Annotated in this window: 11 protein-coding genes and 1 pseudogene; 6 read left to right on the top strand and 6 right to left on the bottom strand. The window is 71.9% G+C overall.

The window, feature by feature from the left end; translation table 11 throughout:
- The first annotated feature begins 2 nt into the window (after nucleotides 1-2).
- Nucleotides 3-713 carry an ABC transporter permease subunit gene (locus ACQP03_RS29750; protein WP_357126182.1) on the top strand — a complete coding sequence of 237 codons (711 nt, stop codon included), beginning with the start codon at nucleotides 3-5 and terminating at the stop codon, nucleotides 711-713.
- A gap of 85 nt (nucleotides 714-798) precedes the next feature.
- Nucleotides 799-1,443: a hypothetical protein gene (locus ACQP03_RS29745; RefSeq protein ID WP_357126179.1), complete on the top strand. Its 645-nt coding sequence runs from the start codon at nucleotides 799-801 to the stop codon at nucleotides 1,441-1,443.
- A 47-nt stretch (nucleotides 1,444-1,490) separates the two neighbouring features.
- Here the strand turns inward: ACQP03_RS29745 and valS are convergent, their stop codons facing one another.
- The 5 genes from valS to ACQP03_RS29720 are packed head-to-tail and all read right to left on the bottom strand — an operon-like array spanning nucleotide 1,491 to nucleotide 9,933.
- The gene (gene valS, locus ACQP03_RS29740) at nucleotides 1,491-4,055 is read right to left on the bottom strand and encodes a valine--tRNA ligase (RefSeq protein WP_433459243.1); all 2,565 of its coding nucleotides are present in this window, start codon (nucleotides 4,053-4,055) and stop codon (nucleotides 1,491-1,493) included.
- A gap of 56 nt (nucleotides 4,056-4,111) precedes the next feature.
- Complete coding sequence (locus tag ACQP03_RS29735) at nucleotides 4,112-5,992, bottom strand: ABC transporter ATP-binding protein (RefSeq protein ID WP_357126173.1); 1,881 nt, start codon at nucleotides 5,990-5,992, stop codon at nucleotides 4,112-4,114.
- Complete coding sequence (locus tag ACQP03_RS29730) at nucleotides 5,989-7,917, bottom strand: ABC transporter ATP-binding protein (protein WP_433459241.1); 1,929 nt, start codon at nucleotides 7,915-7,917, stop codon at nucleotides 5,989-5,991. The genes ACQP03_RS29735 and ACQP03_RS29730 overlap by 4 nt, the downstream gene beginning before the upstream one ends.
- A 37-nt stretch (nucleotides 7,918-7,954) precedes the next feature.
- Nucleotides 7,955-8,464 (bottom strand): methylated-DNA--[protein]-cysteine S-methyltransferase, encoded by a 510-nt coding sequence (locus ACQP03_RS29725; RefSeq protein ID WP_357126167.1) that lies wholly within the window; start codon nucleotides 8,462-8,464, stop codon nucleotides 7,955-7,957.
- Entirely contained in the window at nucleotides 8,461-9,933 is a 1,473-nt protein-coding gene (locus tag ACQP03_RS29720) for a DNA-3-methyladenine glycosylase 2 family protein (RefSeq protein ID WP_433459239.1), read from the bottom strand. Before ACQP03_RS29720 ends, ACQP03_RS29725 begins: the two co-directional genes overlap by 4 nt.
- 242 nt (nucleotides 9,934-10,175) lie before the next feature.
- On the opposite strand from ACQP03_RS29720, the pseudogene ACQP03_RS29715 reads away from it, so the two are divergent.
- Together ACQP03_RS29715 and ACQP03_RS29710 are read left to right on the top strand one after the other, a co-directional pair.
- A pseudogene (locus ACQP03_RS29715) lies at nucleotides 10,176-10,601 on the top strand (hypothetical protein); the annotation flags it as partial.
- A 482-nt stretch (nucleotides 10,602-11,083) separates the two neighbouring features.
- A complete protein-coding gene (locus ACQP03_RS29710) occupies nucleotides 11,084-11,818 on the top strand; it encodes a peptidase E (protein ID WP_363661507.1) in 735 nt (244 codons plus the stop codon).
- A 7-nt stretch (nucleotides 11,819-11,825) separates the two neighbouring features.
- Here the strand turns inward: ACQP03_RS29710 and ACQP03_RS29705 are convergent, their stop codons facing one another.
- Nucleotides 11,826-12,170, bottom strand: a complete 345-nt coding sequence (locus tag ACQP03_RS29705; protein WP_357174497.1) for a hypothetical protein — start codon at nucleotides 12,168-12,170, stop codon at nucleotides 11,826-11,828.
- A gap of 109 nt (nucleotides 12,171-12,279) precedes the next feature.
- Between ACQP03_RS29705 and ychF the strand changes: the two genes are divergently transcribed.
- Both ychF and ACQP03_RS29695 read left to right on the top strand, forming a co-directional pair.
- The gene (gene ychF / locus ACQP03_RS29700) at nucleotides 12,280-13,365 is read left to right on the top strand and encodes a redox-regulated ATPase YchF (protein ID WP_357126155.1); all 1,086 of its coding nucleotides are present in this window, start codon (nucleotides 12,280-12,282) and stop codon (nucleotides 13,363-13,365) included.
- Nucleotides 13,366-13,828: 463 nt separating this feature from the next.
- Nucleotides 13,829-16,528: an RICIN domain-containing protein gene (locus ACQP03_RS29695; RefSeq protein WP_433459236.1), complete on the top strand. Its 2,700-nt coding sequence runs from the start codon at nucleotides 13,829-13,831 to the stop codon at nucleotides 16,526-16,528.
- The last annotated feature ends 183 nt before the right edge of the window (nucleotides 16,529-16,711 follow it).

The raw sequence follows: 16,711 nt of genomic DNA, 5'->3' as shown, positions 1-16,711 counted from the left end.
ACATGTCCACGATTACCTGGATCACCGCGCGTGGGCTGTTCGGCCGGCGGCGGTTCCTCCTGCTGCTGCCCCTGCCGCTGGTGCTGCTCGGCCTGGCCGTCCTCTGCCGGTCCCTGGGCGTGGACCCGGGCGAGTGGGGCCCGCCGGTGCTGGTCGGCCTCGGCCTGGCGGTGGTGCTGCCGGTGGTGGCCCTGATCATCGGAACGGGCGTGCTGGGCGCCGAGATCGACGACGGCACGGTCGTGCACATCCTCACCAAGCCGCTGCCGCGCTGGCAGATCGTGCTGCCGAAGCTCGCGGTCGCCACCGGGGTCACCGCGGCCACCGTCGCGGTGCCGCTCTACGTCGCGGGCGTGCTTGCCGATTCGGTACGCCTCGGACTGGCGCTCGCCGCCGCGTCCGCGTTCGGCGCGCTCGCGTACTCGGCGCTGTTCCTCGCGCTCAGCCTCATCACCCGGCGTCCGGTGCTGCTCGGCCTCGTCTACGTGCTGATCTGGGAGGGGCTGCTGGGCAACTTCGTCAGCGGCACGAAGGTGCTCTCCATCCAGCAGTACGTGATCGCGCTCGCCGACCGGCTCGCCCCCAGCGGGCTGCTGGAGACCAGCGTGTCGGTGCCGGTGGCCGGCGTGATGACCGCGCTGGTGAGCGTCGGCTTCACCGTGCTGGCGATCGACCGCCTGCGCTCGTTCAGCGTGGCCGGCGAGACGAGCTGAGGCGTGCGGAGTCCGGCCAGCCCTCCGGCCACGGGTAGGGCTGGCCGGATGGACCGGGCGGGCCCCACCCACGAGGCTGGTGGACGTGACTGTCGAAGCGGAGCGCAGACCCTTGGCTGACCCGTACTCCCGCCGTAGCCGGGCGTGGCTGATCAGCCTCGCCGCTGCCGGCCTCGCGTCCGCGACGGTCGCGACGGCCGCCCAGGGCAGCGGCCGGTTCCACTGGTGGGCCGGCTTCATCCTGATCCCGGCCGCGCTGATCGCGGCCAGCGGCGGCCCGCTGCTGGCCCGCGGCGGTGGTCGCGCCTTCGCGGGTTACGTCGTCGCCTGCGTCGGGGCACTGGCGTTCGTGGTGGGCGCGCTGCTGATGTTCGGCGCGATGGGTGAGGGCTGGCCACTGCTGGTGGTGCTGCCCTGCCTGGCGGTGGCCGGCACGTACGGCTGGCATGCGGGTCACCCGCTGGCCCGTGGTCTGCACCGCGCGGTGGCGCTGCTCGCGCTGACCGGCGCGCTGGTCGGTGTGACCCTGCAACTGCTCCACGCCCGGGTGATCCACCTGGAGACGGGTTGGTGGGGCGCGTTCATGATGCTCGCCGGGGTCATCGTGCTGGGCAACGCGGCTGAGCTGGCCCGGCACCGGATGCCGTACCGGCTCCAGGCGATCACCCTGCTGGTCGGGCCCTCCGTGGTGGCCTTCCTGCTCGGCCTGCGCTTCCTGCGCGGCTGGTGACGGCCGGTCCGCCGCCGCCCCCGGGGGGTGGGCGGCGGCGGACCCGGTCAGAAGGCGCAGGCGATGACGAGTTCCGGGGTGCGGTCCGGCAGCAGGTCGAGCTTGCCGATCCGGCCCGCCGCCCGCAGGTCGTCGGCGACCAGGGTGAGCTGCTCCAGCATCGCCGCCGGGCCGAGCGCCTCGGCCAGCGGCACCTCCGCCTTCATCGACAGTTTCCGCTCCGACTTGGCCCGTCGCACCTGGCCCAACGCGTCCCCGGCCAGCCGCAGCAGCGCGGGCTCGCCCGTCCCCTCGATCGCGCGGGCCACCTCGTAGGTGGTGGGCCAGGGCGCGCGGTGCACCGACCCGTACCGCCACCACGACCAGATCTCCTCGGTGACGTACGGCAGCACGGGCGCGAACAGCCGCAACTGCACCGACAGCGCCGAGGCCAGCGCCGCCCGCGCCGAGTCGGCCGCCGCTCCGGTGCCGTACGCCCGTTCCTTGACCAACTCGATGTAGTCGTCGCAGAACCGCCAGAAGAACGCCTCGGTCACCTGGAGGGCGGCCGTGTGGTCGTACCCGTCGAAGGCCGTGCTCGCGGCGCTCACCACCGTGCCCAGTTCGGCGAGCATGGCGCGGTCCAGCGGGGTCGTCGCGGTCGCGCGCAGCGCGTCCGCGGCGCCCAGGCCGAGCGCGAACTTCGACGCGTTGAGCAGTTTGGTGGCCAGCCGGCGGCCGACCTTGATCTGCGCCGGGTCGAAGGCCAGGTCCATGCCGGGTTTGCCGCTGGCCGCCCAGTAGCGCACCGCGTCCGAACCGTGCTGCTCCAGCAGCGCGAGCGGGGTGACCACGTTCCCCTTGGACTTGGCCATCTTCTTGTGGTCCGGGTCGAGGATCCAGCCGGACAGCACGGTGTCCCGCCAGGGCAGCACCCCGTGCTCGAAGTGCGAACGGACCACGCTGTCGAAGAGCCAGGTTCGGATGATCTCCTGCCCCTGCGGGCGCAGGTCCATCGGGAAGACCTGCGCGAACAGCTCCGGGTCGGTCTCCCAGCCGCCGACGATCTGCGGCGTCAACGACGAGGTCGCCCAGGTGTCCAGCACGTCCGGGTCGCCGATGAAGCCGCCCGGCCGCCCGCGCTGCGACTCGTCGAAACCGGGCGCCGGGTCACTGGACGGGTCGACCGGCAGCGTCGACTCGTCCGGCGTGAGAGGGTGGGACCAGTCCGGCTCGCCAGTGTCGTCGAGCCGGTACCACACCGGCACCGGCACTCCGAAGAAGCGCTGCCGGCTCACCAGCCAGTCGCCGGTCAGGCCGCCCACCCAGTTGTCGTAGCGGTGTTTCATGTGCGCCGGCACCCAGTGCAGCTCCGCGCCCCGGGCCAGCAGCGTCGCCCGCAGTTCGGCGTCCCGTCCGCCGTTGCGCAGGTACCACTGGCGCGTGGAGACGATCTCCAGTGGCCGGTCGCCACGCTCGTAGAACTTCACCGGGTGGGTCACCGGACGCGGCTCTCCGATCAGGTCACCCGCGTCGGCCAGCATCCCGACGATCTCCCGGCGGGCGCCGTTGACGGTCTGCCCGGCCAGCCCCGCGTACGGCGCCGCGGGCACCCCGGCCGGCGGCTCCGGCAGCAGACGGCCGTCCCGGCCGATCACCACCCGGGTGTCCAGCTGTAGCTCACGCCACCAGGTCACATCGGCGAGGTCGCCGAACGTGCAGACCATGGCGATGCCGGTGCCCTTCGCGGGATCGGCGAGCGGGTGGGCGCGCACCGGCACCTCGACGTCGAACAGCGGGCTGCGCACGGTCGCGCCCACCAGGTCGGCGTACCGCTCGTCGTCGGGGTGGCAGACCAGCGCGACGCAGGCCGGCAGGAGCTCCGGCCGGGTGGTGTCGATGAGCACCTCGCGCCCGCCGGGCCCGGCGAACCGCAGCCGGTGGTACGCGCCGGGACGTTCCCGGTCCTCCAGCTCGGCCTGGGCCACCGCGGTGGCGAAGCCGACGTCCCACAGCGTCGGCGCCTCCGCCTGGTACGCCTCACCCCGGCGCAGGTTGCGCACGAACGCCCGCTGGCTGGTGGCGCGGGCCACCCGGCCGATCGTCGTGTACGTCAGGGACCAGTCCACCGAGAGCCCGAGCCGCCGCCAGAGGGCCTCGAAGACCTGCTCGTCGGCGACCGTCAGCCGCTCGCACAGCTCGATGAAGTTGCGCCGCGAGATCGGCGTCGGGTCGCGTCGGGCGGCGTCGTCGACCGGGGTGGCCGGCGGCCGCCACACCGGGTCGTACGCCAACGCCGGGTCGCAGCGCACCCCGTACACGTTCTGCACGCGACGCTCGGTGGGCAGCCCGTTGTCGTCCCAGCCGATCGGGTAGAAGACCGCCTTGCCCCGCATCCGCTGGTAGCGGGCGACGGTGTCGGTGTGCGTGTACGAGAAGACGTGCCCCATGTGCAACTCGCCCGATACGGTCGGCGGCGGGGTGTCGATGGAGTACACGTCTTTCCGCTCCCGGGAACGGTCGAACGCGTACGTGCCCTCCTCCTGCCAATGCTGCGCCCAACGCTCCTCGAGCCCGTCCAGACTGGGACGCTCGGGAACGCCGGCGCGGGCGGTCCTCGCCGTATCGGTCATCTGCCGATCGTAGGCATCAGCCGGGTGCCGAGCCACGCAGTTGCGTATCGCCGGTCCTACCCGAGCGAGTCGCGCCACTGCCGGTGCAGGGCCGCGTACCGGCCGCCGGACCCGACCAGCACGGCCGGCGGGCCGTCCTCGACGACCTTCCCGCCGTCGACGACGAGCACCCGGTCGGCCGTCTCCACTGTGGAGAGGCGGTGTGCGATCACCAGCGCCGTCCGGTCCCGCAGGATGGTGCCGAGCGCGCGTTGCACCAGCCGTTCCGTCGGCACGTCCAGCGACGACGTCGCCTCGTCGAGGATCAGCACGGTCGGGTCGGCGAGGAACGCCCGGGCGAACGCGACCAGTTGTCGCTGGCCGGCGGAGAGCCGCCCGCCGCGCCGGTGCACCTGGGTGGCGTACCCGTCGGGCAACGCGGCGATGAACTCGTGCGCGCCGATCGCCTGGGCGGCGGCCCGCACCTCGGCGTCGTCGGCGCCCGGCCGGCCGAACCGGATGTTCTCCGCCACCGTGCCGCTGAACAGGTGGTTCTCCTGCGTCACGAGCACCACGGCGCGGCGCAGGTCGGCGTCGCACACCGCGCGCAGGTCGATGCCGTCCAGCAGGACCGTGCCGGCGTCCGGGTCGTGGAACCGGGCCACGAGCTTGGCGATGGTCGACTTGCCCGCGCCGGTCGGCCCGATCAGCGCGACCGTCTGCCCGGCCGGCACCCGCAGGTCCAGTCCGGCGAGGATGGGGGTGTTCGCGCGGTAGCCGAACGAGACGCCCCGGAAGGTCAGCTCGCCGTGACCGGGGCCGCGCGGCAGCGGCACCGGCCGGGCCGGCTCGGCGACGCCGGGCCGTTCGTCGAGCACCCCGGCCAGCTTCTCGAGCGCCGCCGTCGCCGACTGCAACGAGTTGTAGAACTGGCTCAGCTCCTGCATCGGCTCGAAGAAGCGTCGCAGGTAGAGCAGGAACGCGGCGAGCACGCCGACCTCGGTCCGCCCGCCGAGCACCCGCCACCCGCCGTAACAGAGCACGACCGCGACCGTGAGGTTGCCGATCAACTTGATCGCCGGCGAGTACGTGGCGATCAGCCGGAACGCGTGCAGGCTCGCCCGCCGGTAGTCGTCCCCGAGCGTCACGAAGATCCGCTGGTTGCGCGGCTCCCGACGGAACGTCTGCACCGCCCGGATGCCCCGCATCGACTCGACGAAGTGCACGATGACCAGCGCGACGGCCTCCCTCGTCCGCCGGTAGGCGGTGGCCGAAGCCCGGGCGAACCAGCGGGAGAGCCAGAACAGGAACGGGAACGCGAGCAGCGTCACCGCGGCCAGTGGCAGGTCCAGCCAGAGCAGGATGGCGGCCACCGACAGGATCGACAGCGCGGCGAGCACCAGGCTGTCGATTCCCCCGTCGACCAACTCGGCGATGCTGTCCAGGTCGCTGGTGAGGCGGGACACCATCCGACCCGAGGTGTACCGCTCGTGGAAGCCCACCGACAGTCGTAGGAAGTGCCCGAACACCCGCTGTCGCAGGTCCAGCAGGACGGCCTGGCCGATGCGGGCGGAGAGGGTCAGGAAGCCTCGGCGGGCCGCGTACTCCGTCACGGCGGCGGCGGCGAACGCCCCGGCCACGGCGACCAGCGGGGTGGCGTTCCCGGCGCGCAGCGGGGCGATGGCGCGATCGATGCCGATCATGACCAGGTACGGGCCGGCCATCGCGGCGGCGTTCTGCGCGAGCAGCAGACCGACGGCGGCGGCGAGTCGTCCCCGATGCGGGCGCAGCAGGTCGGCCAGCAGGGCCCGGCTGTGCCGGCGCAGCCGGGCGACGGCCTCCGGGGTGTCCTCCTCGGCCCGACTCCGGTCGGCCTCCGGGTCGGTGGCCGTCCCCCGCCAGCGGGCCAGCTCCGGCTCCCCCTCGGGAGACGGATCGGCCTGCTCCGGGGTTGTCACGAGCGCACCAGGCCCCAGCCGTCCGAGGTGGACGCGCCGGGCCCCGGCGGCCCGACACCCCCGGGCCCGGTTCCGGCTGGGTGGACGGCGGCGGCCGGTTGCGCGGGTGGTGGCTCGGCGGCTCCGGGGTGAGCCGGTTGCGCGGGTGGTGGCTCGGCGGCGAGCAGCGCCCGGTAGGCGGGCACGGTGGCGAGCAGTTCCGAGTGCCGGCCGATCGCGGCGATCCGTCCACCGTCGAGCAGGGCGACGCGGTCGGCCAGCGCGATCGTCGATGGTCGGTGCACCACCAGCAGGGCGGTGCTGGCCCGCAGCACCTGCCGTAGCGCCGCCTCCACCAGCGCTTCGGTGTGCACGTCGAGGGCGGAAAGCGGGTCGTCGAGCACCAGCAGCGCCGGGCGACCGAGCACCGCCCGCGCCAGGGCCAACCGCTGCCGCTGGCCCCCGGAGAGGGACAACCCCTGCTCACCCACGCGGGTGGCCAGGCCCCACGGCAGGTCGTACGCGAAATCGGCCTGTGCCAGCGCGAGGGCCGCGCGGACCTCGTCGTCGCCGGCGTCCGGGCGGCCCAGGGTGAGGTTCTCCCACACCGACATGGAGAAGAGGGTGGGCTCCTCGAACGCCACCCCGACCAGCCGGCGCAGCGAGGCCAGCCGCAGGTCGCGCAGGTCGTGCCCGTCGAGGGTGATCCGGCCGCCGGTCACCTCGTGCAGTCGGGGCACCAGCGAGAGCAGGGTGCTCTTGCCGCAGCCGGTGGCACCGACCAGGGCCAGCGTCTCGCCGGGCTCGATGGTCAGGTCGATCTCGTCCAGGACGCCGGTGGCCGCGCCCGGGTAGCGGAAGGCGACCCGTTCGAAGCGGAGCCGACCCTGGACCGCGTCGCGGCTGAGCGTGAGCGCGTCGGGAGCGTCCACGATCTGCGGTGGAGTGTCCAGCACCTCCTGGACCCGGTCGGCGGCGGTGGCGGCCTCCTGCCCGTTGGCGATGATCCAGCCCAGCGACTGCACCGGCCAGATGAGCATCAGTTGGAGGCTGGCGAACGCCACCAGCTCCCCGATCGTGAGCACTCCCCGCGCGGCGGCGGCGGCACCGGCGACCAGCACCACGCCCAGCGTCAGGTTGGGCACCAGGTCGAGCAGCGCCGCCGTGTTCGCCAGCAGCCGGCCCTTGCCCACGCCGGTGTCGTGCAGCGCCCGGGCCCCGTCGGCGAAGCGGGCGGCCAGCTCGGGCCCTCGCCCGTACGCCTTCATGGTGCGCAGGCCCTGCGCGGTCTCCTCGACCAGCGTCGCCACGTCGCCCTGCTGGTCCTGCATCCGCCGGGACGCGGTGTGGTAGTGCCGACCGAATCGGCGGGTGATCAGCAGCAGGGGCACGGCGCTGGCCGCGACCAGCAACCCGAGCGCCGCGTGCAGGTGGATCAGCAGCAGCACCACCACCACGTAGGTGGTCAGGTTGAGCACCAGGAAGAAGACACCGAAGGACAGGAACCGGCGGATCACCGACAGGTCGCTGGTGATCCGGGAGAGCAGTTGGCCGGACTGCCAGCGGTCGTGGAAACTGGCCGGCAGCCGTTGCAGGTGCGCGTAGACGTCGGCGCGCAGTGCCGCCTCCATGCCCACCGCCGAGGACGACTGCACCCACCGACGGATGAAGATGAGCACCGCCTCGACCACGCCGAGCAGCAGCGCCAGACCACCGAGTTGAAGCAGGCCTGCGGGCTCGTGGCGGGCCACCGGCCCGTCCACCACGCGCTGCACCACCAGGGGTACGGCGATCCCGGCGGCCGTGCCGGCGAGCCCGGCGACCAGCAACCAGGCGAACTCGGTGGCGTACGGGCGCAGGTAGCGGCGCAGCCGCCAGAGGTTGTGCACGGGGTGGCGGCCCGCGGCGACCGGGGCGGCCCGGTCGCCGTCGCTCTCCACAGGCACTACCCGACGGTAGCGTCATTGGGTGCCCGTGTAGTTGTCAGCTTGCCGTCAACCGCCGCTCATGACCGAGAAGCCACTTCTTCACGTCCAGCCCCCAGCGGTAGCCACCGAGGCTCCCGTCGGTACGCAGCACCCGGTGGCACGGCACGAAGAGCGCCGCGGCGTTACGCGCGCAGGCGGCGGCGGCGGCCCGCACCGCGGGTGGCCGCCCGGCCAGCGCCGCGTATCCCGTGTAGGTGACCGGCGCGCCCGGAGGCACGTCCCGCAGCACCTGCCAGGCGTACGCCATGAACTCGCCGCCGGTGTGCTGCCGTACCGGCACCGAGTCGATGGCGGTGAGATCCCCGTCCAGGTAGGACCGAACGGCCACGGTGGTCGGCCCGAGATCGGCGCGTGGTCGTACCGGCGCTCGCAGACTCGGGTGGATCAGGGGCGGCAGCGCCTCCGGGTCGGGGGTGAAGCCGGCCGCCAGGACCTGACCGTCGCGGTCGGCGAGGATGCTCAGCGGACCGGTCGGGGTGGTCAGGACGGTGCTGTCGATGCTCATGCGGCTCTCCAGAGTCTGATCGTGGCGTAGGACCGCCAGGGGCGCCACCGTTCGGCGTGCGCGTCGAGGGTCGTGTGGGGTAGGCCGAGCGCCGTCGCGCCGCGGCGGATCGCGAGGTCGCTGTCGAGGAGGACGTCGGGGTCGCCGAGGGCGCGCATGGCGAGGTAGTCGGCGGTCCACGGCCCTATCCCGGGCAGCGCGAGCAGCCGCCGCCTGGTCTCCTGACGGTCACCCCCGGGCGCCAGGTCCACGGATCCGTCCACCAGGGCACGGGCCAGCCCTCGAATGGCGTCCCGCCGCCGCCCCGGCATCCCGAACTCCCCGTCGGAGATCCCCAAAACCTCCTCCGGCGTGAGGAACCCCCGCAGGTCACCCCGTTGATCATGAAGTTGTTGTCGCGACACGCCGTCGTCGGTGGCAACAACTTCATGATCGACGCGGGTGGCCAGCAGGCGGGTCAGGGTGGTGCGGGCGGAGCGCACCGAGACCTGTTGGCCCACTATCGCGCGTACGGCCATTTCGAAACCGTCGACCGCGCGGGGGACGCGGATCCCGGGCTCGGCCGTCACCGCCGGGGCCAGGGCCGGGTCGGCCGCCAGCGTGGCGTCGACCGCCTCCGGGTCCGCGTCGAGGTCGAGCAGACGCCGGCAGCGGGCCACCGCCGGCGCGAGGTCGCGCAGGTCGGCCAGGCGCAGCGTCGCCGCCACGTGCCCGTCCGCCGGGGTCAGGGCCACCTGGCCGAGGCCGTGTGGCAACCGCAACCCGCGGCGGTACGTCCCGTCGCGTACCTCCTCGACACCTGGCAGCGCGCGCAGCGCGAGGAAGTCCAGCAGCGCGTGGGCGTGCAGCGGCGGACGGTACGCCAGCCGGAGCGTGATCGTCCCCGCCCCGATTGCCGCCAGGTGTCGGCCGCGAGCGGTCCGCAGCTCCGAGGGGGCGCTCGCGTACACCTCGCGGACCGTGTCGTTGAACTGCCGCACGCTGCCGAAGCCGGCGGCGAACGCGATCTCGGCCATCCCCAGCCCGGTCGTCTCGATGAGGATCCGCGCGGTCTGCGCACGCTGGGCCCGGGCCAGCGCGAGCGGCCCGGCCCCCATCTCGGCGCGCAGCATCCGGTGCAGGTGCCGTTCGGTGTAGCCCAGCCGCGCGGCCAGCCCCGGTACGCCGTCCCGGTCGACCACCCCGTCGGCGATCAGCCGCATCGCCCGGCCCACCACGTCGGCGCGGACGTCCCACTGCGGCGAGCCGGGCGCGGCGTCCGGCCGGCAGCGGCGGCAGGCGCGCAGCCCGGCGCCCTGGGCGGCAGCGGCCGACGGGAAGAACCGGACGTTCTGCCGCTTCGGCGTGATCGCCGGGCAGGATGGCCGGCAGTAGATCCCGGTCGACGTCACGCCGGTGTAGAACCAGCCGTCGAACCTCTGGTCGCGACTGTCCACCGCCCGGTAGCACCGTTCGAAGTCCATCTCCACGCCACCGATGATGCCCCGCTGCTCAAGCCGTCGGCTGGCGGAAATCAGACCCGACCATCACCACCCCCCAAACCCACCCCCGCTTTTCCCGGTGATCAAGAGGTTCGCGTCACGACACGCCGTACCCCGTGACGCGAACTTCTTGATCACCGAGGCGGAGAGGTGGGGGTGGGGGATTTCCGCCCGGGAGTGTCGGTCGTCCCGGGTAACGTCTCGCCACCAACTCAAGAAGGGGGGCGGCGATGGCGAGCGTTGCGGGTTGGGTGGCGGCGTCTACACACGGCTCGATTCCGCCGTTGCCCCGCGCCGTGGTGCAGTCCTTCTACCGCCGGATGCGGGCCGTCGCGCCGGCCGCCGTCGGCGCCATCGAACGGGACCGGTCCGCCGACCAGGCGGAGCCGTTCGCCGACACCGCCTGCGGCCGGCTGGTCCGGTCGCTCGACGAGGCCGGCCTGCGGGCGCTCGGCATGTGGACGCATCACCGGTGCATGCGTTTCTACGACGACGACACGACCGTCGGCCGGCGGCTGATCGCGGAGATCGCGGCCCGGCCCAGCCTCGGCTGGACGGCGGACGAGGTGCGCTGGATGCTGCGCGAGTCGAATTCCGCAGGCCCGGCGGCAGCGGACCGGTTCACCCTGCCCCGCGCCGCGTGCGCGCAACTGCCCGCGTCCGAGCGGCCGTGCGACGACCTGCCCGCCGAGATCGAGCCTCCCGCCGGAGGTGCGGCGGCGAGACACCGGCCCGATCCGCAGGCGACTCCGTCGGCCGCGTCGAGCGGCACCGCCGACCCGGCCAACGCGCGGCCCGCTCTCATTCCCCGGCAACGCCGCGCCGGCTGAGCGGGTTGGGCCGACGGCCCGCCGGCTGAGCGGGTTGGGCCGACGGCCCGCCGGCTGAGCGGGTTGGGCCGACGGCCCGCCGGCTGAGCGGGTTGGGCCGACGGCCCGCCGGCTGAGCGGGTTGGGCCGACGGCCCGCCGGCTGAGCGGGTTGGGCCGACGGCCCGCCGGCTGAGCGGGTTGGGCCGACGCCGTGTCGGAAGATCGACGGAGGTCGGGCAGGTCGACGCGCCCGAATGCTGATAGCCCCTGGACAATGATCGACTACGGCAGGATGGAGGGCAGAGCACACCGACGGAAGGATCGCTCATGCCCGCCAGCGAACCCACCATCCTCGCCACCAGCATGGGCTTCTTCCGTGGTGACCGGGGGCCGTCCGACCTGCGTCCCGGCCCGATCTTCGAGCTGGCCGCCGAGTTGGCCGAGGCCGGTCCGCAGCCACGGATCTGCTACCTCGGGCAGGCCGTCGGTGACCAGCCGACCTCGTTCACCGCTGTCTACGGTGCGTTCGCCGACACGCGGTTCCGTCTGTCGCACCTGGCGCTGTTCCCGATGCCGAACGTCGACGACGTCCGAACCCACCTGCTCGCCCAGGATGCGATCTGGGTGGGCGGCGGCAGCGTCGCCAATCTCGTCGCGGTCTGGCGGGTACACGGGCTGGACGAGATCCTGCACGAGTGCTGGCAGGCCGGCGTGGTGTTGGCCGGCGTCTCGGCCGGTTCGATCTGCTGGCACGTGGGCGGCGCCACCGACAGCTTCGGACCCCGTCTGCGGGGCTACACGGAGGCGTTGGGTTGGCTGCCGTACGGCAATGGCGTGCACTACGACAGCGAGAGTGAGCGCCGGCCGCTGATGCACGAGCTGGTCGGCGACGGGACGTTGCCGACCAGTCACTGCACCGACGACGGTGTCGGCCTGGTCTACCGGGGGACCCGCCTGGTCGAGGCGGTCGCCGACCGCGAGGGCGTCTCGGCGTACGAGGTGAGTCGTCGCGCGGACGGCAGTGTGCGGGAAGAGGTCATCGCGCCCCGCCTGCTCCGGTGAGCGCGGGTCAGACCCGATCCTCGAACGCGGCGCACACGGTCGCCCGCACCTGCTGCCCCTCGATCGCCCGCAGCAGCTCCCGGGCCAGGGCGATCTGCTGCGCCTCGTCGACCGACGGGTCCATCGGCGTCACCTCCACCCGCCACTGGAAATAGAGATAGCCGTCCTCGTCGGTGGCGGCGAGCCTCGGGTCGGCGCCCTCGTTGGTGTTGATCTCCAGCAGGTTGGCCCGGACGTCGACCGAGTCCCGGCGGTAGGGCTTCGCGTCGGGCAGCCGGGCGCGGATCAGGTCGAGCAGCTCCGCCGCCGTCAGCGGGCCGTCGACCATGATGAGGAACCGCAACGTCGGCACGTCTGCCACCTTGGCAGACGCGCTGAGGGGCGACCAGGGCCGCGTCCGGCCCGGTGGATTCGGAGCCGCGTGGACCGGTCCGCTCGGCACCGGCGTAAGCTGGCTCGTCGTGAGTCTCACCATCGGCATCGTCGGCCTGCCCAACGTCGGCAAGAGCACGCTTTTCAACGCGTTGACCAAGAACGACGTGCTGGCGGCGAACTACCCGTTCGCCACCATCGAGCCCAACGTCGGCGTGGTCGGGCTGCCCGACGAGCGGCTGGGCAAGCTCGCCGAGATCTTCTCCTCGCAGAAGGTGCTGCCGGCTCCGGTGTCGTTCGTCGACATCGCCGGCCTCGTGCGCGGCGCGTCGAAGGGGCAGGGGCGGGGCAACGCGTTCCTGGCCAACATCCGGGACGCCTCGGCGATCTGCCAGGTGGTCCGGGCCTTCTCCGACCCGAACGTGGTGCACGTCGACGGCAAGGTCTCCCCGGCCGACGACATCGAGACGATCAACACCGAGCTGATCCTCGCCGACCTGCAGACCCTGGACAAGGCGCTGCCCCGGTTGGAGAAGGAGGCCAAGCTCCGCAAGGACCGGGCCGCCGCGGTCGCCGCCGCGAAGCAGGCCATCGAGGTGCTCGACGGCGGCACCACCCTCTACTCCGGGGCCGCCGCCGCGAAGATCGAGCTGGAGCACCTTCGCGAGCTGCACCTGCTCACCACCAAGCCGTTCCTGTACGTCTTCAACGTCGACGAGGCCGAACTCGCCAACGAGGCGTTCCTCGACGAGCTGCGGGCCCTGGTCGCCCCCGCCGAGGCTGTCTTCATGGACGCCAAGATCGAATCCGAGCTGGTGGACCTGCCCGAGGAGGAGGCTCGCGAGCTGCTGGAGTCGATCGGCCAGAACGAGCCCGGCCTCAACCAGCTCGTCCGCGTCGGCTTCCGTACGCTCGGGCTCCAGACGTACCTCACGGCCGGCCCCAAGGAGGCCCGGGCCTGGACCGTCCCGGTCGGCGCGACCGCGCCGGAGGCTGCGGGTGTCATCCACAGCGACTTCCAGCGCGGCTTCATCAAGGCCGAGGTGGTCTCCTACGGCGACCTGGTCGAGGCCGGCTCGATGGCGGCGGCCAAGGCGGCGGGCAGGGTCCGCATCGAGGGCAAGGAGTACGTCATGCAGGACGGCGACGTCGTGGAGTTCCGCTTCAACGTCTAGGTGGGCCGCGTTCGCGCAGTTCACGGGCTACGTCACGCCTCCTTGGTCCGCAGGGAGTCCGCAGGCCGTTCGGCGAGACCCAGCGTTTCGGTCATCAGAGCGGCCGTCGCTTCGCGGGTCCGATCCTCGACCGTCGGCCACAGGTGGCTGTCTAGTGGCGTAGGTCGTGCAGTGTGAAGCCGGTGACCCCGGCGTCGACGGTGGTGCCGACCGGCCTTTCATCCTATCTTTGCTGCGGCTTTTGTCGGCATTGATGGAATTACAGGCTTCGGCACAAGATAGATGAGTCCAAATCCTTGACTCAGTGCCCATGTTGCCGGTTAATCACATCTACGTGTCGGCCGTGTTCACCCTCCCGGGTGACCGACGCCCCTGGCGGACCGTCGAATCGATTCGACTACTGCCAGCAGCGAAGCCTTGACCCGGAGTTGTAAGGCTGCTGGGTGAGTCACAGGAGGTTGCCGTGCATCGTACGAACGTCCGCTGGGGTGGCCGATTGTCGGCGTCGGCCAGAGGGCTGGCCGCGGCCGTGGCGCTCGCCCTGCCCCTGACGCTGGGTGGCCTGACCCTGGCGACTCCCGGGTCGGCCCTGGCCGTGCCGGTCGCGACGCAGAGTGTCGCGGCCGCCGGAGTTGACGGTGTGGCGGCCGGTAGCGCTGCGATCGCCTCGGTCGATCTGAGCGGGACGTGGAGCTTCACGCCCTCGGGTCGGGGAACGACGTCGATCGCGGTGCCCGGTGGCGGCTGGTACAAGCAGGGCTTCACCGACGTGAACGAGGCGGTGTACTCGCGCAGCATCACCGTGCCGGACTCGGGGCAGCCGCAGTCGACCTGGATCGAGTTCGGCGCCGTCAACCACCAGGCGACACTGTCGGTCGACGGCCGGGTGGTGGCGACCCAGACGACGGCGTTCACCCCGTCGAACTTCGACATCAGTAGCTACGCCGCACCGGGCACCACCCACACGATCAGCGTGCAGGTGAAGGGCCGCGGTGCGTTGCGGTCGTCCGACGGCAAGTACCTGGTCCCGATCGCGGCCGACTGGTCCGAGGCGGTACCGCAGGGCATCTACCGGTCCGCGTCCCTGCGGGTGTACCCGGCGGTGTACGTCAGCGACGCGTTCGTCCGTACCTCGGTGGCGAACCGCACCCTCAGCTACGACGTGTCGGTGACCAACTCCTCGGCCGCGACCAGAACGGTCACCCTGGGCGGGTCGATCACGTCCGACGGCGCGGGCTCTTTCAGCTACCCACAGTTGCCGCAGCAGAGCGTGACGGTGGCGGCCCGTTCGACGGCGAAGGTCACGGTGGGCCCCGTGGCGTGGGACCTCGGCGTCACCTCGTACTGGTGGCCCAACGTGCCGTACCGGTCCGGGTACCGGGCCCAACTGCACCGCCTGGCGATCCACGCCACCGCTGACGACGGCCGCACCAGTGACGCCACGTACCGCTTCGGGTTCCGGGAGAGCACGCAGAACAGCGAGTACTACTACCTCAACGGCGTGCGGGTGAACTTCCGCGGCGACAGCCTGCAGGGCGCCGACTACGACCGGGTCAACAACGGCGGGAAGGGCGACGCGTACGACACCCTGCCCGGCTTCCTGCCGCCGTCGTCTGGCAACGGCGGCTGGCCGCAGGCGGTGGACAACTACCAGCGTCTCAACTACAACGTGGTACGCATGCACATGGAACCGGCCAGCCCGTACATGCTCGACGTGGCCGACGAGATGGGCCTGATGGTCATCGACGAGACGGCCATCCGCAGTGGTTCCCAGGACTTCGTGTCCGGACGCACCAACATGGTGGCCCACGCTCGTGCGCTGACCCTGCGCGACCGCAACCATCCGGCGATCATCCGCTGGAGTCAGATCAACGAGCCCAGCTCCAACAGCAACGACTCGCAGCAGTTCCAACAGGACCTGTACGCGGCGATGAACGGCAACGACGGCACCCGGCCGATCAGCATCGACGCCGGCATTGGCGCGGACTCGCCCAGCCGGTACCCGGCCATGACCTACCCCAACTTCACCATCTTCGCGCACTACCTGGACGGCGTCGGCCGCTACGGCGAGGCCCTGAATCGCCACACCGGGCGCCCGGACGGCGAAGGCGAGTACATCTGGCCCGCCTGCAGCACCAAGCAGGGCTTCACATGGTTCGCCACCGCGACTGCCGCCAAGCGCGGCAAGGACGCCAGCGACCTACGCCCGTACACGCTGCTCTCCGCCTGGGCCAGCGTCGTACCCGGCGTGCGAACCACCGACTTCACCACGGAGGAGAACACTCGCCCGGTCTACGGCGCGGACAACCTGCCCGACCCGTGGAGCAACGCGCAGATCCAGCGTGTGCAGGCGGCGTTCAACCCGGTGGCCGCGATCGACCTCCCGTACTGGTCCGCCTCCGGCAATTCGGACTCCAACGGCAACTTCCCGCTGGCGCAGGCGGTGCCCAGCTACGCCCGCAACGCCACGGTGACCCGCAACATCACCGTGTTCAACGACGACCTCACCAACACCTCGGTGAACTTCACCTGGACCGCCCGGCTCGACAGCCCGACCGGCGCGGTCGTCGCGTCCGGCAACAGCACCCTGACCGTCCCACTCGGCTCGCGGGTCACCCAACCGGTGTCCTTCACCGCCCCCGCCACCGGCAGCCGCGTGTACCTGCAACTGTCGACCGCCAAGTCCGGCAGCACCGTCTTCACCGACTCCGCCGAATACCTCAACCTCGGCGGAAGCGGTGGAACCGGGCCGGCAGCAGGCACCTACCGCATCGTCAACCGCAACAGCGGCAAGCCCCTCGCCATCGCCGGCAACTCCACCGCCGACGGCGCCAAGGCGGTCCAGCAGAGCGGCACCCCCACCTGGACGATCAGCACCACCCAGGACGCGTACACCCTGCGCTACACCGCCTCCGGAAAGATGCTCGACGTCAACGCCGGCAGCACCACGACGGGCCTGCAACTGCAACAGTGGTCGGCCAACGGCGGCACCAACCAGTCGTGGTACCTGCGGCCTACCGGCGACGGCTACTACACCATCGTCAACCAGGCCAGCGGCCTGGCAGCCGACGTCTACGCCGCAGCGACCAGTGACGGCGCGCAGGTCGTACAGTGGACCGCCAACAACGGGACCAACCAACAGTGGCAGTTCGTGCGCGCCTGACCAGCGCCAGAGGCGGTTGACAAGTCCGACCGCCGGTGACCAGCTGACGATGTGGTGACGTCTACTCGGGCACGGATTCCCGTGCCCGAGTAGACCACGACCCGCTCTCGATAGAATAGACAAATCAGTACCGCACGGCCGCCTGCATCGGGCCCTCGCCTCACTCGGCTGAAGGACCCCGCC

It is taken from the genome of Micromonospora sp. CA-248212, assembly GCF_050948405.1.
Classification (GTDB): Bacteria; Actinomycetota; Actinomycetes; order Mycobacteriales; family Micromonosporaceae; genus Micromonospora.
Note: the sequence above shows the minus strand (reverse complement) of the source record. Positions and strands in the feature narration are given on the sequence as shown.

Bases quoted from the DNA above. Each gene is read 5' to 3' on its own strand.
- ACQP03_RS29725 (WP_357126167.1), bottom strand. From the start codon at position 8,464: ATGAGCATCGACAGCACCGTCCTGACCACCCCGACCGGTCCGCTGAGC.
- ACQP03_RS29710 (WP_363661507.1), top strand. From the start codon at position 11,084: ATGCCCGCCAGCGAACCCACCATCCTCGCCACCAGCATGGGCTTCTTC.
- valS (WP_433459243.1), bottom strand. From the start codon at position 4,055: ATGACCGATACGGCGAGGACCGCCCGCGCCGGCGTTCCCGAGCGTCCC.
- ACQP03_RS29750 (WP_357126182.1), top strand. From the start codon at position 3: ATGTCCACGATTACCTGGATCACCGCGCGTGGGCTGTTCGGCCGGCGG.